The sequence below is a fragment of the Variovorax sp. 10L421 genome, from assembly GCF_056395365.1.
In genome coordinates this window covers 220,830-243,790 of record NZ_JBFTJJ010000003.1, presented here as the reverse complement: position 1 = coordinate 243,790, position 22,961 = coordinate 220,830, and the positions used below count along the sequence as shown (strand labels likewise).

Below are 22,961 nucleotides of genomic sequence, written 5' to 3'. Positions count from 1 at the left end.
TAAAGCCGGTTCCGCGGTGTTCCCCGAACAGAGACGACAGGAAGTTCCATGAACTCCGTGCCTGCCGGATGCGACGGAACCAGCGCGCCTGCCGCCGACTGGGACACAGTGCGCGAAGACCTGCACGGCCTCAACCTGATCACCGCGCCGGCGCAACGCAAGCAGCTGTCGAAAGACTTCTACTGGTACAGCCCCATCCTCACCGCGCAGCTCGCGGGCTGCGTGGCCGACCTCGTCGTCAAGGTCAGCACCGAGGACGACGTGCGGCAGGCCGCCGCCGTGGCCGCGAAATGGAAGCTGCCGCTCACCGTACGTGCCGGCGGCACCGGCAACTACGGCCAGTGCGTGCCACTCGAAGGCGGCATCGTGCTCGACGTGACGCAGATGTGCCGCGTGCTCGACATCAACCCCGGACGCATCCGCGTCGAGGCCGGCGCGCGCATGCACGACATCGACCTCGCCGCACGCGAGACCGGGCAGGCGCTGCGCATGTGGCCCTCGACCTGGCATGTGGCGTCCATCGGCGGCTTCATCGCGGGCGGCTTCGGCGGCATCGGCTCATTCCGCCACGGCATCCTGCGCGACCCCGGCAACCTGCTGCGCGCGCGCGTGATGACGGTGGAGCGCGAGCCGCGCGTCATCGAGCTGCATGGCGACGAGATCCAGCAAGTGCACCACGCCTACGGAACCAACGGCGTGATCCTCGACGTCGAGGTCGCGCTGAGCCCGGCCGTCGAATGGGTGCACTGCACGGTGCTGTTCGAAACGTACCGCGGCGCGCTAGCCTTCGCCGTCGCGGCGCAGGCGCCCGCGCTCGACATCTTCCTGCTGTCCACGGTCGAGGCGCGCTTCTCGCCCTACTACACGGCCATGCGCGACCGTTTTCCTGCCGACCGGCATGCGGTGTTCGCCATGGTCTCGCCCGGGTCGATGGCGGACTTTCGTGCGCTGGCCGATGCACAGGGCGGCACGATCTCGGTCGCCGGCACCGAGGCCGAGCTGCTCGCCGAAGGCCTGCCCCCGGCCTACGAGTGCGCCTTCAACCACACGACGCTGCAGGCTCTGAAGGCCGATCGCAGCTGGACCTACCTGCAGGTGGCCTACGCCCAGCCCTTCGACCCGGCCGTGGTCGAGCGCCATCTGCAAATCTTCGGCGACGACGTGCTGCAGCACCAGGACTTCGCGCGCGCCAACGGCGAGTGCGGCACCTTCGGCATCCTGCTCGTGCGCTGGAAGGGCGAGGCCCACCAGTACGAGCTGATCCGCGAGATCGAGTCGCAGGGCGGCTGCAAGATCTTCAATCCGCATGTCGTCACCATCGAGGACGGCGGCATGAAGACCATCGACACGCAGCAGATCGAGTTCAAGAAGCGCAGCGATCCGATGGGTTTGATGAACCCCGGAAAAACACGCGGCTGGTCGCCCGACATGGCCCGCGACCGCTGAAAAAGAATAGTCTTCGCATCCCGTACTTTCCCAAACCTCCACAGGAGCACGTCCCCATGCGCATCCCCGCCTTCCATCTCCGCCCGTTGGCCTTCGGCCTGGCGCTGACCGCAGCCTTCGCCGCGCAGGCGCAGGAAAAAGTGGTATTCGCCACCAACTGGAAGGCGCAGGCCGGCCACGGCGGCTTCTACCAGGCGCTGGTGGACGGCACCTACAAGAAATACGGCCTCGACGTCGACATCCAGCAGGGCGGCCCGATGGTCAACAACCGGCCGATGCTGCCGGCCGGCAAGGTCGACTTCCTGATGACCGGCAACCTGCTGCAGTCCTTCGACAACGTGAAGAACGGCGTGCCCACCGTGGTCGTCGCGGCCTTCTTCCAGAAAGACCCGCAGGCCATGTTCGCGCACCCGGGCCAGGGCTTCGACACCTTCAAGGACATGGCCAAGGCGCCCGTGGCCTTCATCGGCAAGGACGGCCAGTTCAGCTTCTGGCAGTGGATGAAATCGGAGCACGGCTTCAAGGACTCGCAGCTCAAGCCCTACACCTTCAACGTCGGCCCCTTCCTGGCCGACAAGAAATCGATCCAGCAGGGCTACGCGATTTCGGAACCGCTGTCGATCAAGGCCCAGGCCGGCTTCGACCCGGTGGTGCAGCTGCTGGCCGACAACGGCTTCTCGACCTACTCGACCACCGTCGAGACGCGCGCCGACCTCATCAAGAACAAGCCCGAGACGGTGCGCAAGTTCGTCGAGGCCTCGATCATCGGCTGGAACAACTACCTCTACGGCGACAACAAGGCGGCCAACGAGATGATCGCCAAGATCAACCCCGATTCGCCCGTGGCCGCATCGCAGGGCTCCATCGAGCTGATGAAGAAGATGGGCATCGTCGACAGCGGCGAATCRCTCGCCAAGGGCATCGGCGCGATGGACGAGGCGCGCGTGAAGGACTTCTACGACAAGATGGTCAAGGCCGGCCTGTACAAGCCGGGCGAGGTCGACCTGTCGAAGGTCGTCACCACGCAGTTCGTGAACAAGGGCGTCGGTGTCGACGTCCGCAAGAAGCTGACGGGCAAGTAGGCGGCTTCGTTTTTCCCGTGGGTCGCGCGGGGCTTGCGCCGGGGTCAGATGCCGGCGCCTGGGTTGCCATAAGGTACTGCGCGGCCTTTTATCCCCTGGGCTCTGACCCCGTCTCGCCGGCGGCCAACAACCGCCGGGCGAACCGGCCCTCAACCATGAAAACGCTAGTCGTCCACTGCCATCCGAACCCTGACAGCTTCAACCACGCGCTCTACCGCACCGCCCTCGAGGCGCTCCAGCCGCGACATCCCGTCAAGGCCATCGACCTGTACGCCGAGGGCTTCGACCCCACGCTGACATGCGAAGAGCGCATCGCCTACCTCGACAACCCCGACCTGATACGCGAACGTGTGAAACCCCACGTCGAAGCGCTGCTGTGGGCCGAGCACCTGGTGTTCGTGTTTCCCACCTGGTTCCACGGGCCGCCGTCGATGCTCAAGGGCTGGCTCGAACGGGTGTGGCTGCCGGGCGTGGCCTTCCTGCCGGCGGAACGCAAGGGACAGCTCGCGAGGTCGGGCATGCGGCACATCCGGCGGCTCACGGTGGTGACCACCGGCGGCTCGCCGCGCTGGTTCGTGATGGTCATCGGCGATCCGGGCAGGCGGCTCTTCACGCGGGCGCTGCGCGCGCTCTTCGCGTGGCGCTGCAAGGTGACCTGGCTGCAGCTGCACGACATGAACGCCGTCACCGCGAGCGACCGCACCCATTTCATCGAACGCGTCTCGCGCAAGCTGGGCAGCATCTAGCAGAAGAGCCACCGACTCCAGAGGGAGACACAACACCATGAGCCTCGAACGCACGCTCACCGTCCGCGTCGAACGCATCTCGCGCCAGACGCCGGAAATCCTGGCCTTCGAGCTGGCCCACCCGTGGGGCCGGCCGCTGCCTTCCTACGAGGCCGGCGCGCACATCGACGTGCACATGCCCGGCGGCTTCTCGCGCCAGTACTCGCTGGCGCGCGCGCCATCGACCGCCAACGCGGGGCGCTACGTGATCGGCGTGAAGCGCGAGCTGTCGAGCCGCGGCGGCTCGGCCTCGATGCACGAGCGTGTGCGCGAGGGCGACCTGCTGCCGATCAGCGCGCCGCGCAACACCTTCCCACTGCGCGAAGAGGCCACGCATCACCTGCTGCTGGCCGGCGGCATCGGCATGACGCCGCTGCTGGCGATGGCTCAGGCGCTCGCGGCGCGCGGCGCGGCCTTCACGCTGTGCGTGTTCGCGCGCAGCGAGGAGCACCTGGCTTTCGCCGACGCGCTGCGCATGCCTGCGCTGGCGCCGCACCTGCGGCTGCATCTCGACCAGGGCGATGCCTCGCAGCGCATCGACCTGCGTGCGCTGCTGGCGGAGCACGCTCCCGGCACGCATCTGTATGTGTGCGGCCCCGGCGGCTTCATGCAGGCCGTGCGCGACGCCGCCGCGCACTGGCCCGAAGACGCGCTGCACGCCGAGTACTTCGCCGCGCCCACCGACGCGGGCGCGGCCGCCGGCCTGCCCTTCACGCTGAAGCTCGCCAGGCGCGGCATCACGGTGCCGGTGGCGGCCGACCAGACCGCCGTCGACGCGCTGCACGAAGTCGGCATCGACATTCCGGTGTCGTGCCAGCAGGGGCTGTGCGGCACCTGCGTGGTCGAGGGCGACGGCGAAGGCGCCGAGCATCGCGACTTCTGCCTCACGGGCAGCGAGCGCCGCCACAAGGTCGCCCTGTGCTGCTCGCGCGCCAAGGGGCAGGAACTGGAACTCCAGCTGTGAGCGCGCGTCCTCCCATCAACGAAGAAGGCGACGGCGAGGCGCCCGCCACGCGCGGCCGCTCGCGCAAGTACACGCAGGTGCTCGGCCTCATCAACCAGGCCGCCATCGAAGTGTTCGCCAGCGAGGGGCTGGCCGGCGCATCGACGCAGGCCATTGCCGACAAGGCCGGGCTCTCGAAGGCGCAGTTGCACTACTACATCGAGAGCAAGGAAGCGCTGTATCGCCAGGTGCTGCAGGACATCCTCACCGACTGGATCGTGGTGTTCGGCTTCAGCGACGAGGCCTTCGGCCCGCGCAAGGTGCTGGGCGACCTGATCCAGCGCAAGATGATGTTCTCGTTCGAGCACCCGCTGCGCTCGCGCATCTTCACCGCCGAGATGTTGCGCGGCGCGCCGGTCATCGACGACATGATGGACACGAGCAAGCAGCGCACCGACCAGGCCGCCGCCGTGATCCAGAACTGGATGACCCAGGGCCTGATGGACAAGGCCGACCCGATGCTGGTGCTGTTCCACATCTGGGCCGTGACGCAGTTCTATGCCGACCACGCCACCCAGGCCGCGTACTTCCGCAACGTGGCCCAGCAGGGCGACGACAAGGACCGGCGCTACCTGATCGAGCAGGTGACGGAGTTCCTGCTGAAGGGCGCGGGCGTCAAGTAGAAGGCGAGCGCTGGGGCAGGTACATGGTGGCTTCGACTTCCACCAGCACTTCGTCCCCCGGCAAGAAGCGCGACACCTCCACCACCGTGCTCACCGGCGGCTCACCCGGATAGAACAGGCCGCGCACGCGGTTGTAGAAGGCGTAGTGCGGCAGGTGGCGGAAGTACTGCACCAGCTTCACCACGTCTTCCATCGTGCCGCCATGCTCGGCCGCGATCTGGCGGATGCGCTCGAGCACGAACCAGCTCTGCGCGACGATGGGCGCCTCGAACACGTCGACCGACATCTGCCCCGTGGCGTAGCCGACACCCAGCAGCGCGGTGCGTGCGGCCTCGGTAATCGCGTCGTAGCCTGCGACTGCGCGGCGCGTGGCGGGGTCGACCGCGACCACGCCGCTCATGAAGACGAAATCGCCCACGCGCCTGGCGGCGGCGTAATTGGCCATTGGCTTGCCCATGCTCATTGTGTTTTCTCCAGTGCCCGGCCGGCGCGGATGACGGTGCGTTGCCGTCCGCGCGGGCCGATGAGTTCGTGTTCGTCGGTTGCCGCCAACACCAGCAGGTCCGCCGGGCAGCCCGGCGCGATGCGCCCGTCCCATGCGAGCCCCAGGGCTTTCGCGGGGCTCACGGTGACGGCGTCGAGCCAGTCGGAGGCCGGGGCCAGGTGCGCCATCTGCACACCAAGGCCGAAGGTCTCCAGGAGGTCGTAGCTGCCGTAGGGGTAGAAGGCGTCCTGCACGTTGTCGGTTGCCAGGCTTGCACGCAAGCCCCATGCCGCCGCCTCGCGGATGCGCGTGATGCCGCGCTGCACGGGCGTGCGGTCCCAGGCGCCTTGCAGGTAGAGGTTGGTGGTGGGCAGCGCGACGAGGTGAATGCCCGCGCCGGCGCACAGCGCCAGTGTTTCATTGGCAACTCCATCGCCCTGCACCGACAGCGAGCAGGCATGGCCGCAGGCCACGCCGTTCCTGAAATTGCGCGCACGCACCAGTTGCGCGATGCTGCGCAGACCGCTGGCTTCGGCGTCGAGGCCTTCGTCGACATGGAAGTCGAGCCCCAGCCCGTGCTGCTGCGCGAGGTCGAACACGCGCCCGAGCTTGTGGACGATGCCTTCGTTGCGGTAGACGAACGCGCCGAGCACGCCGCCCGCACGCTTCACCTCGCATGCAATGCGCTCGCCAGCGGCAAGGTCGGCGAACAGGTCGAGCGGCGTGAGCGAAACGAACTGCAGCTCGACGCGGCCACGCCATTCTTCGCGCAGTGCCTCGAACACGGGCAGGGCGGCGGGCGGCTCGGGCTGCACCCAATCGAGGTGCGTGCGCAGCGCGCGCGCGCCCGATTGCCATGCGTCGTGCAGCGCGCGCTCCATGCGCAGGCGCAGCGACTCGCCGGTCCAGCTGTCGCGGTGCTTGTTCATGCGGTCGATGGCGGCGAACAGATTGCCCTGCGCCGCACCCACGTCCTGCACGGTGTAGTTCTTGTCGATGTGCGCATGCGCCTCGACCAGTGCGCTCAGCAGCGTGCCGCGCGCGTGCTGCTGTTGAGCGCTGGCCACGACGGACCCGACCCTGTCGCCGGCCAGCGTGACGTCGAACAGCTGCGCATCGCCCGCCGCGAAACCTCGCAGCGGCACCGGAATGCGCAGCGCTTCGAGCTTCATGCGCGCTGCTGCAAAGCGCGCAACCAGCCGAGCCCGGCCGAGGTGCCGCCCGGCTCCGAACCGCGGCGCGGCCGGTATTCGCAGCCGACCCAGCCCTGCCATCCGCACTGCGCCGACACTTCGTCGATCACGTCGAACAGGTACGGGTAGTTCTGCTCGCCGATGTCGGGCTCGTGGCGCTCTGGCACGCCGGCGATCTGGATGTGGCCGACGCGGCCGGTGGGCAGGTACTTGCGGATCTTCATGGCCACGTCGCCTTCGACGATCTGGCAGTGGTACAGGTCCATCTGCACCTTGAGGTTCGGTGCGCCGACGGCCTCGACGATCTCGTGCGCCTGGTCCTGGCGGTTGAGGAAGAAGCCCGGAATGTCACGCGTGTTGATCGGCTCGATCAGCACGTCGCGGTTTGCCTTGGCAGCTTCGGCCGCGGCCCAGCGCAGGTTGTCCAGGTACACGGGCCGCAGCGCATCGCGCTCCAGGCCTTCGGGCACGAGGCCGGCCATGACGTGGATGCGGGGGCAGTCGAGCGCCACGGCGTAGTCGATGGCCCTGGCGATGCCTTCGCGGAACTCGGCCTCGCGTCCGGACAGGCAGGCCAGGCCGCGTTCGCCGCCGTTCCAGTCGCCGGGAGGGCCGTTGAACAGCACCTGCTGCAAGCCGTTGTGCTTCAGCCTTGCGAGGATCTCGTCTTTCGAAAAGTCGTACGGGAAGAGGTACTCCACGGCCTTGAAGCCGTCTTTCGCGGCGGCGTCGAAGCGGTCGAGAAAGGCGAGCTCCGGATAGAGCATCGAGAGGTTGGCGGCGAATTGGGGCATGGGGTGTTTCTACTACCAGCGCGCTCCGAAGGTGCGGCGCAGTTCATCGATCTGTTCGGCGTTCAGCGGTGCAGGCCTTGCGGCGCTCGCAAGCATTTGAAGCCGGGCGGTTTCCTCTAGTTCCTCGAGCACGGCCATGGCGGCGGCCGGCGTGTCGTGCCAGACATTGGGGCCCAGGCGCGTGAGCATCACGGCACGGATCGGGGTGCCGGCAGCGCCGAGGCGCTCGATGGCCTGCGCCACCTGTTCGGCCGCTTCGGGTGCGCCGGGCCGGTGGTACGGAATGACCGGCACGTGGCCGACCTTCATCACGAAGTACGGCGTGAGGGCGGGCAGCAGCTCGTCACCCGGGTTGTTCAACGTGAGCGCCACGCAGTGCGTGCTGTGCGTGTGGATCACACAGGCCGTGTTCGCATCGAACTTGCGAGCGGCTGCGTAGATTCGCGTGTGCAGCGCGATGGTCTTGCTCGCGCGGTCGCCGCTGGTCTGCTGGCCTTGTGCGTCGAGCCTTGCCAATCGGGCCGGGTCGAGAAAGCCGAGGCATGCGTCGGTCGGTGTGATCAGAAAGCCGTCGTCCAGCCGCACGCTGATGTTGCCGGCCGTGGCATGCACGTAGCCGCGCTCGAACAGGCTGCGGCCGACGCGGCAGATTTCTGCGCGGGCTTCGTTCTCGGTCATGCGAGCACTGCAAAGGCCTTGGTGAAGAAATCGTCACTACCGAAGTTGCCGGACTTCAGTGCGATGTGCACACCCGTCTCGGGCGCGGCGTCGGAGCGCGCGTGGCACCACGGCACACCGGGGTCGATCTGCGGGCCGATCTGCATCTGCGCGATGCCTAGCGCCTGCACGCATGCACCCGAGGTTTCACCGCCGGCCACCACCAGCTGGTGTACGCCGCGTTCGACCAGGCCGCGCGCGATGGCTGCAATGGTGCGTTCGACCATCGCGCCGGCCTCCTCGACACCGAGCCTGCCTTGCACCGACTTCACGGCGCCGGCTTCGGCGGTCGAGTAAACGAGCACGGGGCCCTTGTCGATCAAGGGCGTGGCCCAGGCCAGCACTTCGGCGGCAACGTCCACGCCCGCCGCGATGCGCAGCGGGTCGATGGCCATCGCCTGGCCGCCGCGCTGGATGAAATCGAGCACCTGCCGGTTGGTCGCGAGCGAGCAGCTGCCCGAGACCACCGCGGTCCTGCCACCGGCCTTGGGCAACGCACTGGCCTGCGACGAAGGCGCAAGCCCGAAGTTGGCCGGCAGGCCGATGGCCACGCCCGAGCCTGCGGTGAGCAGCGGCATCTTCGCAAGTGCCGGGCCCATGCGCAGCAGGTCGTCGTTCGACACCGCGTCGACGATGGCGATGCCCACGCCCTCGGCCTTCAGCTGAGCGATGCGCTCGTCGATGGCGGCCGCGCCGCGCGCCACCACCGCATAGTCGATCAGTCCCACCTTGCGTTTGCACTGCGCCTGCAGCACGCGCACAAGGTTCGGGTCGGTCATCGGCGTGAGCGGATGGTTCTGCATGCCGCTCTCGTTGAGCAGCACCTCGCCCGCGAACAGGTAGCCCTTGAACACGGTGCGCTTGTTGTCTGGAAAGGCGGGCGTGGCGATGGTGAAGTCGCAGTTCAGCGCGTCCATCAGCGCCTCGGTCACGGGGCCGATGTTGCCCTGCGCCGTGCTGTCGAAGGTGGAGCAGTACTTGAAGTAGATCTGCCGCGCGCCCTGCGCCTGCAGCCAGCGCAATGCGTCGAGCGACTGCGCGATGGCCTCGGCCGGCGCGATGGTGCGCGACTTGAGGGCGACGACGACGGCATCGACGTCGGCATCGAGCGGGCCTTCGGGCACGCCGATGGCCTGCACCACGCGCATGCCCGCGCGCACGAGGTTGTTGGCGAGATCGGTGGCACCGGTGAAATCGTCGGCAATGCAGCCGAGCACGAGCTTGGCCATGGCTCAGCCCTTCACAGGCAGCTTCACGGCCTGCGCGTTCTCGCGAACGTAGTCGCGCAGGATGGCGTCGAAGCTTGCGTCGGCCTTCAGGCCCAGCGCCTCGGCGCGTGCCGCGTGGATGCGGCTGGGCCAGCTGGTGACGATCTTCGCGATGGCCGCATCGGGCTCCCAGTCGATGAGTCCGGTTGCCTCCTTGCCGGCGATGCGTTCGAGCGCCTGCGCCATCTCGCGCACGGTGGTCGTCAGCGCGGGCAGGTTGATGGCGGTGCGTGCCCCCCATTCGGCAGTGCTGGCCGTGGCCGCGCGCACGATGCCCGCGACGGTGTTGCCGGGCGAGGCCAGCGCGACCGGCGTGTCGGGCGACACCGGGCAGCGCGCGCGCTCGCCGGCCAGCGGCTCGCGCAGCATGCCGCTCAGGAAGCTGGAGGCCGCGCCGTTGGGCCGGCCGGGGCGCACCGACACCGTCATGAGCCGCACGTTGCGGCCCTGCACGAAGCCCTTGCGCGTGAAGTCGGCCACCAGCTGCTCGCCGATGAATTTCTGGATGCCGTAGCTGTTCTGCGGCGTCGGCAGCGTGGTGTCCTCGATCACGGCCGGCAGGCGCTGTTCAGGCGAATCTCCAAACACCGCGACCGAGCTGGAGAACACGAACACCGGCGAGTGGCCCGCGCGGCGCGCGGCTTCGAGCAGGCCGCGCGTGGCGTCGAGGTTGCTGCGCATGCCGAGGTCGAAGTCGGCCTCGCATTCACCGCTGACGGCGGCGGCGAGATGGAACACGAGCTGCGTCTCGGCGATGGGCAGCGCGCCGTTGCCTAGTTGTTCGAGCAGGTCGCCCTGCACGAACTGGATGCGCGCGTCGCCGGCCAGGTCGGCGGGCGGCGGCACGCGGTCGGCCAGCGTGATGCGCGACACGGGCTGCGCGGCGCCGCCGGCCAGTGCGAGGTTGCCGCCCGCGAGCAGCGTGCGGGCGAGGCGGGCGCCGAGGAAGCCGCAGCCGCCGGTGATGAGGATGTTCATGCTGTGTGTCTCTGCTTTCTACTTCAGGCTTGTTTTTTTGGAGCCGGCACTTCGATGCCCGGGAAGATCTTGATGACCGCGCTGTCGTCCTCGCGCGCATAGCCCGCGGTCGAGGCCTGCATGAACATCTGGTGCGCGGTGGACGACAGCGGCAGCGGGAACTTGCTGGCGCGCGCCACGTCGAGCACCAGGCCCAGGTCCTTCACGAAGATGTCGACCGCCGACAGCGGCGTGTAGTCGCCCGCGAGCACATGCGCCATGCGGTTCTCGAACATCCAGCTGTTGCCCGCGCTGTGCGTGATGACCTCGTAGAGCGCGGCCGGGTCCACGCCTTCGCGCAGGCCCAGCGCCATCGCCTCGGCCGCGGCCGCGATGTGCACGCCGGCCAGCAGCTGGTTGATGACCTTCACCTTGCTGCCAGCGCCTGCCGAGTCGCCCAGGCGATAGACCTTGGCGGCCATCGCGTCGAGCACGGCGCCTGCCTTCTCGTAGGCGGCGGGCGTGCCGGCGGTCATCATCGTCATCTGGCCACTCGCGGCCTTGGCGGCGCCGCCGGAGATCGGCGCGTCGAGGTACAGGATGCCCAGCTTCGCGAGGCGCGCCTCGAGCGCCACCGACCAGTTCGGGTCCACCGTGGAGCACATCACGAACAGGCTGCCAGGCTTCATCGAGGCGGCGCATCCGGGCGTGGTGCCGTCGCCGAACAGCACCGACTCGGTCTGCGCGGCATTCACGACCACGCTGACCACAATGTCGCACTGCGCGCCGAGCGCGGCCAGCGTGCCGCAGGCCGTTCCGCCGTCGCGCGCGAAGGCTTCGGCCACCTCGCGGCGCACGTCGAACACGTGCGGCGCATGACCCGCGCGGCGCAGCGATTGCGCCATGCCGGCGCCCATGGCGCCGAGGCCCACGAGGCCGACGACTGGAAAGTTGGAGGAAGAGGTCATCAGGATGTTCTTTCGATCAGCGATTCACGAGTTGCTTCGGCGTGAGCCACACGCCGATGGCGCCGAGCACCAGCGCCGCGGCCAGCACGTACATGCCGATCTGCGTGCTGCCCGTCAGGTCTTTCAGATAGCCGATGAGGTACGGGCTCACGAAGCCCGCGAGGTTGCCCACCGAGTTGATGGCCGCGATGCCGGCCGCAGCCGCCGTGCCCGACAGAAAGGCGGTAGGCAGCGACCAGAACAGCGGCGCGCAGGTCAGCACGCCGGCCGCGGCGAGCGACAGGAAGGCGAGCGACACGGCGGTGTTCTGCGTGTACGAAGCCGCGACCGTGAAGCCGATGGCGCCCATCAGCGCGGGCACGATCAGGTGCCAGCGGCGCTCCTGGCGACGGTCGGCGCTGCGGCCGAAGAGGTTCATCGCGACGATGGCGCAGACGAACGGGATCGCGCTGAGCAGCCCGATGTGGAGGTTGCCCTGCACGCCCGTGGCCTTGACCAGCGTGGGCAGCCAGAAAGTCAGCGCGTATTGGCCCATGACGAAGGCGAAGTAGATCAACGCCATCCACCATATGCGCACATCGCGGAACACGCCAGCCACCGAGTGCGGCCCCTTGGCGCCGTGCTCGGCATCGCGCGCTATCTCGCGCTGCAGCAGCGCCTTTTCCGCCGCGTCGAGCCAGCGTGCCTGCGCAATGCCGTTGTCGAGGTAGACCAGCACCATCACGCCCACGATCACGGCCGGGACGGCCTCGATGATGAACATCCATTGCCAGCCGCTCAGCGACGCCGCGCCGTGGAAGCTGTCCATGATCCAGCCCGACAGGGGGTTGCCGAAGATGCCCGCCACCGGAATCGCCGACATGAACACCGCGATGATCCGCGCGCGCCGGTGGGCCGGGTACCAGTGCGTGAGGTACAGGATCACGCCGGGGTAGAAGCCCGCCTCGGCCACGCCGAGCAGGAAACGCAGGATGTAGAAGCTGGTCGGCGTCTTCACGAACATGAAGCAGGCCGACAGCAGGCCCCAGGTGATCATGATCCGCGCGATCCAGATGCGTGCTCCGACGCGGTTGAGCAGCAGGTTGCTCGGCACCTCGAACAGGAAGTAGCCGAGGAAGAAGATGCCCGCACCCAGGCCGAACACGGTCTCGCTGAAGCCCAGGTCCTGCCCCATCTGCAGCTTGGCGAAGCCGACGTTGACGCGGTCGAGGTACGCGACCACGTAGCAGAGCATGAGGAAGGGCACGAGGCGCCAGAACACCTTGGCGTAGGTGCGCTTTTCGAGCGCGGCATCGGCTGTGGCGGACGGCGCGGCGTGCGTAGCGCCGGCCGGGAGGGTGGAAGAAGTCATGAAAAGGTTTGTCCCGCTTGATTTGTCAGGTCATCATACAAATTTGAGTTTTGTTGATTGACCCGGGGAAACCCGAAGGCAACGCCTCCTGCGGCGACTTTCTGGTGTCTTTATGTGTCGGCGGACTCAGCTGCCGACAGGCCAGCCTTCGACCAGGGGCCGCGCGAGTTGCGCGCCTTCCTGCTGCCAGAACGCGGGATCGGCCAGCTCGATGCGGCGGATCGCGTTGTCCATGTGGTTCTTGGCCGCCTCGCGCGCGCGCAGCGGGTCGCCAGCCTCGATGGCCTCGACGATGCGCGCGTGTTCCTGCGCCACCTCGCGCGCGAAGTCGGCGCGGCGCGCCTCGTTGGCGCGCGTGACGCGGGTGGCGCCATGCAGGAACTGGCGCAGGTACTGCAGCGTGCCGATCAGGAACGGATTGCGCGCCGCCTCGGCGATGGCGCGGTGGAAGCGCACGTCCTCGTCGGCGCCGTTGCCGCCCGCCTCGACCGCCGCATGCAGCGCATCGATGGCCTCGCGGATGCGCTGCACGTCGTCGGCCGTGCGGCGCTCGGCGGCCAGCGCGGCCACTTCGGCCTCGAGCGCACGGCGCACCTCGACCATCTGGATGACGGCTTCGCGCGAGGCGACGTGCGGCATCTCGAAGCGCAGCGGCTCGACACCTGCGGCACGCACGTACACGCCGCTGCCCTGGCGCGAATCGAGCAACCCCAGCGACTTGAGCCGCGACACGGCCTCGCGCACCACGGTGCGGCTGACGCCGAACTGCTCGGCCAGCGCGGCCTCGGTCGGCAGGCGGTCGCCTTCGGAAAGACGCCCGCTGCGCACCTCGGCCGCGAGCGCATCGGCCACCTGGTCGGCGAGGCGGACGGCGGGAGCGAGGGACTGGAAGCGGGCGGTCATGGGTGCGATGGAGGTGGGGCCTGCGACTCTAACGCAGGCCCTGCGCGGCCGCCGGCGCTCAGTTCAGCGCGTGCCGCGCGGCGTTTGCAATGCTCGCGGCATCCACCCCGAAGAATCCGCGCAGCGCCGCACGCGTGTCGCTGCGGCCGAAGCCGTCGGTGCCCAGCGTGAGGTAGCGGCGGCCTTCGGGCAGGAAGGCGCGCACGCTCTCGGGCACGGCGCGCACGTAGTCGGTGGCGGCAATGACCGGTGCCTTGCCGCTGCCCTTGCCGAGCTGCTGCGCGATGAAGGGCGTGCCGGCTTCTTCACCAGCCAGCGCGCGCTGCTCGCAGGCTTGGCCGTCGCGCGCAAGCTCGCTCCAGCTCGTGACGCTGAACACCTCGGCCTCGATGCCTTCATCGGCCAGCCGCTGCGCGGCCTTGACGACTTCCGTCAGGATCGCGCCCGAGCCCATCAGCGTGACCTTCTTCTTCGCCTTGCCGGAGGCCGGCGAATACACGCCGAAGCGGTAGCACCCGCGCAGGATGTCGCCTTCCGCACCTTCCGGCACATCGGGCTGCGCGTAGTTCTCGTTCATGAGCGTGACGTAATAGAACACGTCCTTCTGCTCGACCATCATCTCGCGGATGCCCGCGTCGACGATCACCGCCATCTCGCCCGCATAGGCCGGGTCATAGGCCTTGCAGTTGGGAATGGTCGCGGCCACGAGGTGGCTGCTGCCGTCCTGGTGCTGCAGGCCTTCGCCGCCGAGCGTGGTGCGGCCCGACGTGGCACCGAGCAGGAAGCCTCGTGCGCGCTGGTCGGCCGCGGCCCAGATCGCATCGCCGACGCGCTGGAAGCCGAACATCGAGTAGTAGATGTAGAAGGGCAGCATGGCCAGTCCATGCACGCTGTAGCTGGTGGCCGCGGCCGTCCAGCTCGCGATGGCGCCGGCTTCGCTGATGCCTTCTTCAAGAATCTGCCCGTCGGTCGCTTCGCGGTAGCTCAGCACCGAGCCGATGTCTTCGGGCGCGTAGCGCTGGCCCACGCTCGAATAGATGCCCACCTGCTTGAACAGGTTGGCCATGCCGAAGGTGCGCGCCTCGTCGGCCACGATGGGCACGATGCGCGGGCCGAGCGCAGCGTCCTTCATGAGGTTGCCCAGCATGCGCACGAAGGCCATGGTGGTGCTCATCTCCTTGCCGGCCGCAGCGGTCGCGAACTGCGCGTAGCTTGCGATATCGGGCTTGGGCACGATGTCGCAGGCGGTCTCGCGGCGCGGCATGGCGCCGCCGAGCGCTTCGCGGTGCTGGCGCAGGTAGCGCATCTCGGCGCTGTCCTCGGCCGGGCGGTAGAAATCCATCGCGATGGCCTGCGCATCGGTGAGCGGCAGGTTGAAGCGGTCGCGGAACTCGATCAGGTCCACGTCGCCCATCTTCTTGTGCGAGTGCGTGGTCATCTTGCCCTGCGCGGCGCTGCCCATGCCGTAGCCCTTCTTGGTGTGGGCGAGGATCACGGTGGGCTGGCCCTTGTGCCTGGCCGCTGCCGCGTAAGCCGCATGGATCTTCACGAGGTCGTGGCCGCCGCGCTTCAGGCGGTCGATCTGCTCGTCGGTCATGCCTTCGGCCAGGCGCGCGAGCTCGGGGTTCTGGCCGAAGAAGTTGTCGCGGTTGAAGCGGCCGTCCTTGGCGGCAAAGGTCTGCATCTGGCCGTCGACGGTGTTGGCGAACACGCGCGCGAGCGCACCGCTCACGTCCTGTGCGAAGAGGCCGTCCCAGTCGCTGCCCCACACGAGCTTGACGACGTTCCAGCCCGCGCCGGCAAAGAGCTTTTCGAGTTCGTCGATGATGCGGCCGTTGCCGCGCACCGGGCCGTCCAGGCGCTGCAGGTTGCAGTTGACCACCCACACGAGGTTGTCGAGCTTCTCGCGCGCGGCGAGCGTCAGCGCGCTCATCGATTCGGGCTCGTCCATCTCGCCGTCGCCGAACACGCCCCACACCTTGCGGCCCTCGCAATTCAGCAGGTTGCGGTGCGTGAGGTAGCGCATGAAGCGCGCGTGGTAGATCGAGCTGATGGGGCCGATGCCCATCGAGCCGGTGGGGAACTGCCAGAAGTCCGGCATCAGGTACGGATGCGGATAGCTGCACAGGCCGCGCGCGCCGCTGCCGTCGGTGAAGGCGGGCGCGGTGAGTTCCTGGCGGTAGTGGTTCAGGTCTTCTTCGCCGAGACGGCCTTCGAGGTAGGCGCGCGCATAGACGCCCGGCGCGCTGTGCGGCTGGAAGAACACGAGGTCGCCGCGGTGCTGCTCGCTGCGCGCATGGAAGAAGTGGTTGAAGCCGGTTTCGAACAGATCGGCCGCGCTCGCGTAGCTGGCGATGTGGCCGCCGAGTTCGCCATACGCCTGGTTGGCCTTGGCCACCATCGCGAGCGCGTTCCAGCGCATCAGCGAGGCGAGCTTTTCCTCGATGGCGAGGTCACCCGGGAACGGCGGCTGGTCTTCCACCGCGATGGTGTTGACGTACGGCGTCGCGAGTTCGGGCTGCCAGCCGATGCGCTGCTGCCGCGCGAGCCGGGCCAGCTCGACCAGCATCTGCTTTGCGCGCTGCGGCCCCTGCGTTTGCGCCAGCGCCAGGAAGGCGTCGCGCCATTCGGCGGTCTCGGCGGGGTCGGGGTCGTGCGAGAGCGGCGTGTCGAGCAGCAGGGCACGCATCTGGTCGGGCGAAATCGGGGCGTTCATATCGGCACTTTAGGCCGCCACGCGAAAAATTAGCTACTGGCGAAGCCAATTCCCTGCAAGCGTCGCAGCATAAAATTCCGTCAATCTTCAACCTTCCGGCATTTCATGCAACTCGACGCCATCGACCTGCGCATTCTCGACGAGCTGCAGCGCGACGGCGCGCTGTCGAACGTGGAGCTGGCGCGGCGCGTGCACCTGTCGCCATCGCCCTGCCTCGCGCGGGTGAAGGTGCTCGAAGCGAACGGCGTGATCGGCCGCTATGTGGCGCTCCTCAGCGCCAAGGCGCTGGGCTTGGGGCTCAACGTGTTCATCTCGATCAGCCTCACGACGCAGAGCAAGCAGTCGCTCGCCGATTTCGAGCAGCGCATCGCCGAGCACGACGAGGTGATGGAGTGCTACCTGATGACGGGCGACAGCGACTACCTGATCCGCATCGCGGTGGCTGACATGGCGGCGCTGGAGAAATTCATCCTGGAACAGCTCACGCCGATTCCGGGGATCGAGAAGATCCGCTCCAGCTTTGCACTGAAGCAGGTCAGATACAAGACGGCGCTGCCGTTGCCAAGGGAGTAGGTACTCCCCCAGGCTTCGCGCACTTCGTGTCGCTTCGCCTTCCCCCTCGCCGGGGGCAACACCAGAGGCCCGGCCAAGCCGGTTCCTCGGTGTTTCCCGAAAGGGGGCTGGCTCCTGCGACGATCAGAGGCCGATCAGGCCGCCGTCGTTTTTCGTGATGACGATGGTTGCCGAGCGTGGGCGGGTGTTGCCGCCATCGGGCCAGTGGCTGAGGAACTTCGTCGGATCGGAGATGTTCCCCTTGGCCGTGCTCTCGCCCGGGTGCTGGATGTTCACGAACAGCGCGCGGCCGTCACCCGATTCGGCGATGCCGGTGATCTCGCAGTCGATCGGGCCGACCAGGAAGCGGCGCAGGCCGTCGGTGCCGGGGGCCTTGCCGATGAAGGTGGCCTGCGTGGCGGTGGTGGAACCGTCGACGTTGGTGATGGTCTTCGCGCCGCCGTCGCCGACCTTGCCCGGCAGGGCGGCCAGCAGCATGCAGTTGGTCACGTCGGTGTACGCGCCGTCGTCGGTTTCCAGCCACAGCAGGCCGGGCGCCGCCTGGCTGAACCACATGCCGTCGGGGCTGGAGAAGTCATTGTCGGCGCCGAGGGCGGACAGGTTCACGTCGGCCGATGCAGTCGAACGAGCACCGAACAGGTACACGTCCCACTTGAAGGTCACCGCGGTCGGGTCGCCGTTGGTGTCGGCAAAGCGCACGATGTGGCCGTTCGGGTTGCCCTTCTGGTCCGTGCCGGTGGTCGTCTTGTCGTTGTAGAAGCGCGGGTTGGCGGCGTCGGTCTTGCCGATCGGACGCGAGCTGGCGTTGGTGTTGGTCAGCGTGACGTAGACCTCGCCGGTCTTCGGGTTGACGGCCGTCCACTCGGGGCGGTCCATCTTGGTAGCGCCGGCGGCGTCGGCGGCGTGGCGCGCATTGACCACCACGTCGGCCGCGTCGGCGAAGGCATAGGCGGAGTAGCTCGCGGTGATGTTGTTGACGCCGAGCTTCAGTTCGAGCCAGTCACCCGTGCCGTCGGCCTTGAACTTGGCCACGTAGAGGCGGCCGTCGTCCATGTACTTGTCGCCGGCGGCCATGCCGCCGCCGATGTCGGCCGCGTCCCAGTTCTTCGTGGAGACGAACTTGTAGATGTACTCGTTGCGCGAATCGTCGCCCATGTACCAGACCAGCGGCTTGCCGGCCACGACCGGGCCCAGGCAGGCGCCTTCATGGCCGAAGCGGCCGAGCGCAGTGCGCTTCTTCGGCGTGCTCGTGGGGTTGAACGGGTCGATCTCGACGACCCAGCCGTAGGTGTTGGAGCCGTTGCGGTAGTCGTCGGCGGCGGTGCCGCCCACGACCACGACTTCGGTGTTCCAGCGGCCGTAGAGGTTGTCGGCCGTATCGGGCGTGACGGTGGCCCACAGCTCGCGGCCAGTACTCGAAACGCCATAGCGGCTGAAGGACGCCAATTCCTTGGCCGTACGGTTGGCATTGTCGTTGGCGGCGATGCGGCGGAAGTAGCCGGCCCAGTTTTCCTCGCAGGTGAGGTACGTGCCCCACGGCGTGGTGCCGTTGGCGCAGTTGTTGAGCGTGCCGCGGGTCTTGCTGCCGTCGGTCGAGTACTTGGTCTTCAGGTAGTCGGTCTTGGCGGCCGGGCCCGAGAAGCTCATCTCGGTGAGCGTGTGGACGCGGCGATTGAGGGTCGAGTCCTGCTTGTAGCTCCAGGTGCTGCCGCTCTTGTTGACCTCGATCAGGCTCACGCCGTGCAGGTAGAACTCGCGCAGCACTTCGTCGGCGACGGTGCGCGCGGCCGCGTTGCCGGTGCCGCTGATGGTCTGGCCGGCGGGGTGCAGGAACAACGGCGTGATGGCCTCGTGGTTCATCACGAGCAGGCCGCGCGATGCGCCGGCGGGGTCCCACTTGTTCGACGCGTTCATGCCGAAGTAGGTCATGCCGTCGTGGTGGTCACCCGCGCGACGGTCGTACGTGGTGGCGTCGTCGGAACCGTCGTTCTTGTAGGCGGCGACGCCCGAAGCGATCGGATCACCCAGGCGATAGAGCACGCTGGCGGTGTAGCCTGCGGGCACGGTCACGACATCGGCGAGGCTCTTGGCCACGGGATTGAAGCCGAGCTTCATCGCAGCGGCAGGTGCGGGCGCGGGCGCGGGTGCGGGCGCTGGCGAAGGCGCCGGGGCGGGAGCGGGTGCCGGAGGCAGCACCGGGAACGCGGTGCCGCCACCTCCACCACCGCCGCAGGCCTGGAGCAGCGCCGTGCCGGCGGTGCCGACGCCCAGGCCGAACAGGTGGCGGCGGCTCAGGCGCGAGGCGATCAGGTCGGTGAACGAGGGGTTCGACGTGGGGTTGGTGCCGATGTCGTCGAGGTCGACCGAAGGATCGTCGGTGCGGGTATTTGCGGTCATGCGCAATGTCTTTCTTCATGGATTGGGGGAAACCAGCCCGTGAAGTTAGGCACTTCGTATGACGGCTCAATGAAACACTCAGCTTCCCGTCAGGTTGAATTGATCCACCAAGTGCCGCGCCCTGCTCAGGGAGCGGGCGACTGCCTCGGCCACAGCGCCCACAGGCGCAGCGGCTGGTTCATGCTCGCCGCGAGGCGGCCCGCATCGGCGCCGGTGCCCGCGAAGTAGTCGGCGCGCACCGCGCCGAGGATGGCGCTGCCGGTGTCCTGCGCCACCACCAGTTTCTGCAGCTGCGCCGCCGGCCCGCTGGACGCCAGCCACACCGGCGTGCCGTACGGGATGCTCTCGCGGTCGACCGCGATGGAGCGGCCGGCCGTGAGCGGCACGCCTTGCGCGCCGCGCGGGCCGAAGGCGGCGTCGACCTCGCTCATCGTCTCTTCGCGGAAGAACACGTAGCGCGGGTTGCTCCACATCAGTTGCGACACGCGCTGCGGGTTCTGCGCGGCCCAGGCCTTGGTGTCGTCGGGCCACTTGCCGACCTTGGTCACGCCCTGGCTGATCAGCCATTGCTGCACGCTGCGGTAGGGCTGCTCGTTGGTGGCCGAGAAGGCCATTCGCACGGTGTGCTGCCAGCCGTTGGCCTCGGTGATGCGCAGGCGCCCCGAGCCCTGGATGTGCAGCATCAGCGCGTCGATGGGGTCGGCCATCCACGCGATCTCGCGGCCGCGCAGCGCGGCCTGCGCCTCGGGCAGGGTCTCGATCTCCTGGCGCGTGTACCACGGGCGGCGCGGCACCAGGCCGTCCGGGGCCTGGTAGATCGGCACGTTGAAGGTGGCGGTGGGCACGCGCGAGGCTTCGTACACCGGCTCGTAGTAGCTGGTGAGCTTGCCCTCGGTCTGGCCGTTCAACGCCTCGACGCGGTAGGGCTGCAGCCGCTCGGTCATCCACTGGCGCTGCTCTTCGGGCGTGGCGATGGTCAGCTGGCGCACGTCGCGGCACAGCGGCGCGAAGGCGGCGTTGGGTCGCACGCAGTTCGCCAGCAGCGCGATCCACGCCTCGTGCAGCGGGTCTTCGCCGAAGCCCGGCAGTTCCGTCCAGCCGACCGGCACCCAGCGGCTCTTGGGATGCGCGAGCGAGCCGGTGAGCGGACCGAGGTCGCGCGGCGGGGTGGCGGAGGGGCGGGCGGGGGCCTCGGGCGTGCGCGGGCCGGTGGAACAGGCGGCGAGCGTTGCTACGATCACAAGCCCGACCAGCCACTGGAGTCCATTTCTCATGGGTTTGATTCTGCTTGAAGCCCTCGCCGCGGGACTCGTGTTCATCTTGATCATCTGGTGGACCATGTTTTCCGGCCGCAACAAGGGCGAATTGCACGACGACGACCCACCCGAAGCCGGCCGCGACGCCACCAACGGGAACCCGCCGCCGGAAACGTGAATTGCTTGCGCAGTCCCGCGCCGCGCAGCCATGTCGGACAATCGCCCCATTGCTATTACTTTAGTAGCAATCATCGCAGCATTGACGCGCGATGGCGAAACTTTTCTTATTTTCCCCAGGGCTTTGAGCCCGTACCATCGCGTACGCCCGGAAGCTAAGCTGTGGCCCGCCTGAATCATCCTTGAAAGGGATTGCCATGAAAAAGTTCGTACTCGCAACCACCGCCACGGCGCTCATCCTGTCCGGCTGCGCCGGCGGCATGACTGACACGCAGCGCAACACCGGCATCGGCGCCGGCATCGGCGCGCTGGGCGGCGCCGCCATCGGTTCGGCCACCGGCGGCAACCGCGGTGCCATCGGCACGGGCGCGGTGGTCGGCGCGGCCGCCGGCGCGCTCGGCGGCTACCTGTGGTCGCAGCGCATGGAAAACCAGAAGCGCCAGATGGAAGCCGCCACGCAGGGCACCGGCGTCGCCGTGACCCAGACACCCAACAACGAGCTGAAGCTGCAGATTCCGAGCGACGTGTCCTTCGACGTGGGCCGCGCCAACATCAAGCCGAACTTCGCGCCGGTGCTCGACCAGTTCGCCAACGGCCTGCGCAACAACCCGAACGCCGAGGTGCGCATCATCGGCCACACCGACAGCACCGGCTCGGACGCCATCAACAACCCGCTGTCGGTCGAACGCGCGGCCAGCACGCGCGACTACCTCGTGGCGCACGGCGTGAACGCAGCGATCTTCCGCATCGAGGGCCGCGGTTCGCACGAACCCATTGCCGACAACAACAACGACGCAGGCCGGGCGCAGAATCGCCGCGTCGAAATCTACATGGGTGAGCGCGGGCCGCGAGGCTGAGCGTTCACCGCATGGGGAAACCGGCCGCGCTGAAAGGCCGGTTCCCGCCACTACCGTTCCATTGGTCCATTAAGAGGGAATCTCATGAGGAAGTTCGTTGTTTCGAGTGCGGCCGCGGCCGCGTTGCTTTTCATCGCGGGCTGCGCTTCGCAGTCGCAGCCGCCGGCCACCGCCGCGCCGGCCGCCGCAACGGCCGCGCCAGCCAACAGCTGGACGGCCCGCCTGGCCGCGTTGAAGACTGATCTCGAAACCTCCACCAAGGGCACGGGCGCGGTGATCGAGCAGACCGCCGACAACCAGCTGCACGTGGTGATCCCGAACGAGCTGTCGTTCGACTCCGGCCGCGCCAACGTCAAGCGCAACCTCGCGCAGGTGCTCGACAAGGTCGCCGAAGGCCTGAAGAGCGCCACCGCCGCCAGCGTGCGCGTGGTGGGCCATACCGACAACACCGGCAGCGAGGAAGGCAACGAGCGCCTCTCGGTGAGCCGCGCGGACAGCGTGCGCAACCACCTGGTGAGCCGCGGCGTGTCGACCACGGCCATCACGACCGACGGCCGCGGCTCGCGCGAGCCGCTGGCCGACAACGGCACGGTCGCAGGCCGCGCACAGAACCGCCGCGTCGAGATCTTCGTCGCCGAGAAAGCCTGACCCCCAGGCTTCGCGCACTTCGTGTCGCTTCGCCAACCCCCTTTCAGGGGGCAACACCTGCGGCCCGGCAAAGCCGGTTCCGCGGTGTTCGCTTGGAAGAGGCCGGGCGCCGCCGTTAAAGATCTCTGAGGCGGTTGGCTAGTTCTACGGCTGACTTCACTTCCATTTTTTCGAACACGCGCGCGCGGTGGACTTCCACCGTGCGCACGCTGATCGCGAGCTGGTCGGCGATCAGCTTGTTCGGCAGGCCCTCGACCACGAGCCGCATCACGTCGCGCTCGCGGTCGGTCAGCTCGGCGATGCGCTCGCTCAGTCCGCGGCGCAGGCGCTGCACTTCCAGCGCCTGCAGCGACGCACTCAACGCATGCTCGATGCGGTCGACGAGCGCGTTGTCCGAGAACGGCTTCTCGCAGAAATCGAAGGCACCGCGCTTCACCGCATCGACGGCCGTCGGCACGTCGGCGTGGCCGGTCAGGAAGATCACCGGCATCGCTGGCAGCAGGCCGCGCTCGGCCAGCCGGTCGAACAGCACCAGCCCGCTGGTGCCGGGCATGCGCACATCGAGCAGCAGGCACAGCGGCTGTGCGGGCAGCGGGCCCTGGTCGAGGAACTGCTCGAACGCCTCGGCACTGCCGAAGTGCTCGCTGGCCAGGCGGCGCGAGCGCAGCAGCCAGGCCAGCGCCTCGCGCACGCTGGCGTCGTCGTCCACGATGAAGATCAAACCGTCGATCAGTGGTTGCATGTCATGGGATCCAGCAGAAGA

Annotated in this window: 22 protein-coding genes; 9 read left to right on the top strand and 13 right to left on the bottom strand. The window is 68.0% G+C overall.

Annotation, left to right across the window (positions count from 1 at the left end; translation table 11 throughout):
* The first annotated feature begins 48 nt into the window (after nt 1–48).
* The 5 genes from AC1DFC_RS07420 (at nt 49) to AC1DFC_RS07400 (ending at nt 4,939) form a co-directional block, all read left to right on the top strand.
* The gene (locus AC1DFC_RS07420) at nt 49–1,446 is read left to right on the top strand and encodes an FAD-binding oxidoreductase (RefSeq protein WP_413334317.1); all 1,398 of its coding nucleotides are present in this window, start codon (nt 49–51) and stop codon (nt 1,444–1,446) included.
* Nucleotides 1,447–1,502: 56 nt separating this feature from the next.
* Complete coding sequence (locus AC1DFC_RS07415) at nt 1,503–2,528, top strand: ABC transporter substrate-binding protein (protein ID WP_007829128.1); 1,026 nt, start codon at nt 1,503–1,505, stop codon at nt 2,526–2,528.
* A gap of 155 nt (nt 2,529–2,683) precedes the next feature.
* Nucleotides 2,684–3,274 (top strand): NAD(P)H-dependent oxidoreductase, encoded by a 591-nt coding sequence (locus tag AC1DFC_RS07410; protein ID WP_478178903.1) that lies wholly within the window; start codon nt 2,684–2,686, stop codon nt 3,272–3,274.
* Between the two features lie 37 nt (nt 3,275–3,311).
* Nucleotides 3,312–4,277 carry a PDR/VanB family oxidoreductase gene (locus AC1DFC_RS07405; protein ID WP_478178902.1) on the top strand — a complete coding sequence of 322 codons (966 nt, stop codon included), beginning with the start codon at nt 3,312–3,314 and terminating at the stop codon, nt 4,275–4,277.
* Nucleotides 4,274–4,939, top strand: a complete 666-nt coding sequence (locus AC1DFC_RS07400; RefSeq protein WP_478178901.1) for a TetR family transcriptional regulator C-terminal domain-containing protein — start codon at nt 4,274–4,276, stop codon at nt 4,937–4,939. Before AC1DFC_RS07405 ends, AC1DFC_RS07400 begins: the two co-directional genes overlap by 4 nt.
* Here AC1DFC_RS07400 and AC1DFC_RS07395 read toward each other — a convergent pair.
* The 10 genes from AC1DFC_RS07395 to mdeB form a co-directional block, all read right to left on the bottom strand.
* Nucleotides 4,932–5,402 (bottom strand): RidA family protein, encoded by a 471-nt coding sequence (locus AC1DFC_RS07395; protein ID WP_478178900.1) that lies wholly within the window; start codon nt 5,400–5,402, stop codon nt 4,932–4,934. The genes AC1DFC_RS07400 and AC1DFC_RS07395 overlap by 8 nt on opposite strands.
* Nucleotides 5,399–6,595 (bottom strand): amidohydrolase family protein, encoded by a 1,197-nt coding sequence (locus tag AC1DFC_RS07390; protein WP_007829138.1) that lies wholly within the window; start codon nt 6,593–6,595, stop codon nt 5,399–5,401. The genes AC1DFC_RS07395 and AC1DFC_RS07390 overlap by 4 nt, the downstream gene beginning before the upstream one ends.
* Entirely contained in the window at nt 6,592–7,410 is an 819-nt protein-coding gene (gene otnI, locus AC1DFC_RS07385; RefSeq protein ID WP_413334321.1) for a 2-oxo-tetronate isomerase, read from the bottom strand. The genes AC1DFC_RS07390 and otnI overlap by 4 nt, the downstream gene beginning before the upstream one ends.
* A 12-nt stretch (nt 7,411–7,422) precedes the next feature.
* Entirely contained in the window at nt 7,423–8,088 is a 666-nt protein-coding gene (locus tag AC1DFC_RS07380; protein WP_413334324.1) for a class II aldolase/adducin family protein, read from the bottom strand.
* Nucleotides 8,085–9,356 (bottom strand): 3-oxo-tetronate kinase, encoded by a 1,272-nt coding sequence (otnK, locus tag AC1DFC_RS07375; RefSeq protein WP_478178899.1) that lies wholly within the window; start codon nt 9,354–9,356, stop codon nt 8,085–8,087. Before otnK ends, AC1DFC_RS07380 begins: the two co-directional genes overlap by 4 nt.
* 3 nt (nt 9,357–9,359) lie before the next feature.
* Nucleotides 9,360–10,373 (bottom strand): D-erythronate dehydrogenase, encoded by a 1,014-nt coding sequence (denD, locus tag AC1DFC_RS07370; protein ID WP_007829145.1) that lies wholly within the window; start codon nt 10,371–10,373, stop codon nt 9,360–9,362.
* Between the two features lie 23 nt (nt 10,374–10,396).
* Nucleotides 10,397–11,320, bottom strand: coding sequence for an L-threonate dehydrogenase (gene ltnD, locus AC1DFC_RS07365; RefSeq protein WP_007829147.1), 924 nt, complete (start codon nt 11,318–11,320; stop codon nt 10,397–10,399).
* 16 nt (nt 11,321–11,336) lie between these two features.
* Nucleotides 11,337–12,671, bottom strand: a complete 1,335-nt coding sequence (locus tag AC1DFC_RS07360; protein ID WP_478178898.1) for an MFS transporter — start codon at nt 12,669–12,671, stop codon at nt 11,337–11,339.
* Nucleotides 12,672–12,797: 126 nt separating this feature from the next.
* Nucleotides 12,798–13,574, bottom strand: a complete 777-nt coding sequence (locus tag AC1DFC_RS07355) for a FadR/GntR family transcriptional regulator (RefSeq protein WP_007829150.1) — start codon at nt 13,572–13,574, stop codon at nt 12,798–12,800.
* 58 nt (nt 13,575–13,632) lie between these two features.
* Entirely contained in the window at nt 13,633–16,290 is a 2,658-nt protein-coding gene (mdeB, locus tag AC1DFC_RS07350; RefSeq protein WP_478178897.1) for an alpha-ketoglutarate dehydrogenase, read from the bottom strand.
* Between the two features lie 105 nt (nt 16,291–16,395).
* Here mdeB and AC1DFC_RS07345 point away from each other — a divergent pair, with 105 nt between their 5' ends.
* The gene (locus AC1DFC_RS07345) at nt 16,396–16,863 is read left to right on the top strand and encodes an Lrp/AsnC family transcriptional regulator (protein ID WP_007829154.1); all 468 of its coding nucleotides are present in this window, start codon (nt 16,396–16,398) and stop codon (nt 16,861–16,863) included.
* 123 nt (nt 16,864–16,986) lie between these two features.
* Here AC1DFC_RS07345 and AC1DFC_RS07340 read toward each other — a convergent pair whose 3' ends face one another.
* Nucleotides 16,987–19,260, bottom strand: a complete 2,274-nt coding sequence (locus AC1DFC_RS07340) for a PhoX family protein (RefSeq protein WP_478178896.1) — start codon at nt 19,258–19,260, stop codon at nt 16,987–16,989.
* Between the two features lie 125 nt (nt 19,261–19,385).
* Nucleotides 19,386–20,534 carry a murein transglycosylase A gene (gene mltA, locus AC1DFC_RS07335; protein ID WP_478178895.1) on the bottom strand — a complete coding sequence of 383 codons (1,149 nt, stop codon included), beginning with the start codon at nt 20,532–20,534 and terminating at the stop codon, nt 19,386–19,388.
* On the opposite strand from mltA, the gene AC1DFC_RS07330 reads away from it, so the two are divergent.
* From AC1DFC_RS07330 to AC1DFC_RS07320, 3 genes are all read left to right on the top strand, one after another.
* Nucleotides 20,533–20,694, top strand: coding sequence for a hypothetical protein (locus AC1DFC_RS07330; protein WP_007829159.1), 162 nt, complete (start codon nt 20,533–20,535; stop codon nt 20,692–20,694). The two genes, mltA and AC1DFC_RS07330, sit on opposite strands and share 2 nt — an antisense overlap.
* A 196-nt stretch (nt 20,695–20,890) precedes the next feature.
* Nucleotides 20,891–21,550, top strand: coding sequence for a YiaD family glycine zipper/OmpA-like lipoprotein (locus AC1DFC_RS07325; protein ID WP_007829161.1), 660 nt, complete (start codon nt 20,891–20,893; stop codon nt 21,548–21,550).
* An 84-nt stretch (nt 21,551–21,634) separates the two neighbouring features.
* Entirely contained in the window at nt 21,635–22,198 is a 564-nt protein-coding gene (locus AC1DFC_RS07320) for an OmpA family protein (RefSeq protein WP_007829163.1), read from the top strand.
* Between the two features lie 115 nt (nt 22,199–22,313).
* Here the strand turns inward: AC1DFC_RS07320 and AC1DFC_RS07315 are convergent, their stop codons facing one another.
* Nucleotides 22,314–22,940: a response regulator transcription factor gene (locus tag AC1DFC_RS07315; RefSeq protein ID WP_007828807.1), complete on the bottom strand. Its 627-nt coding sequence runs from the start codon at nt 22,938–22,940 to the stop codon at nt 22,314–22,316.
* Nucleotides 22,941–22,961 lie beyond the last annotated feature (21 nt).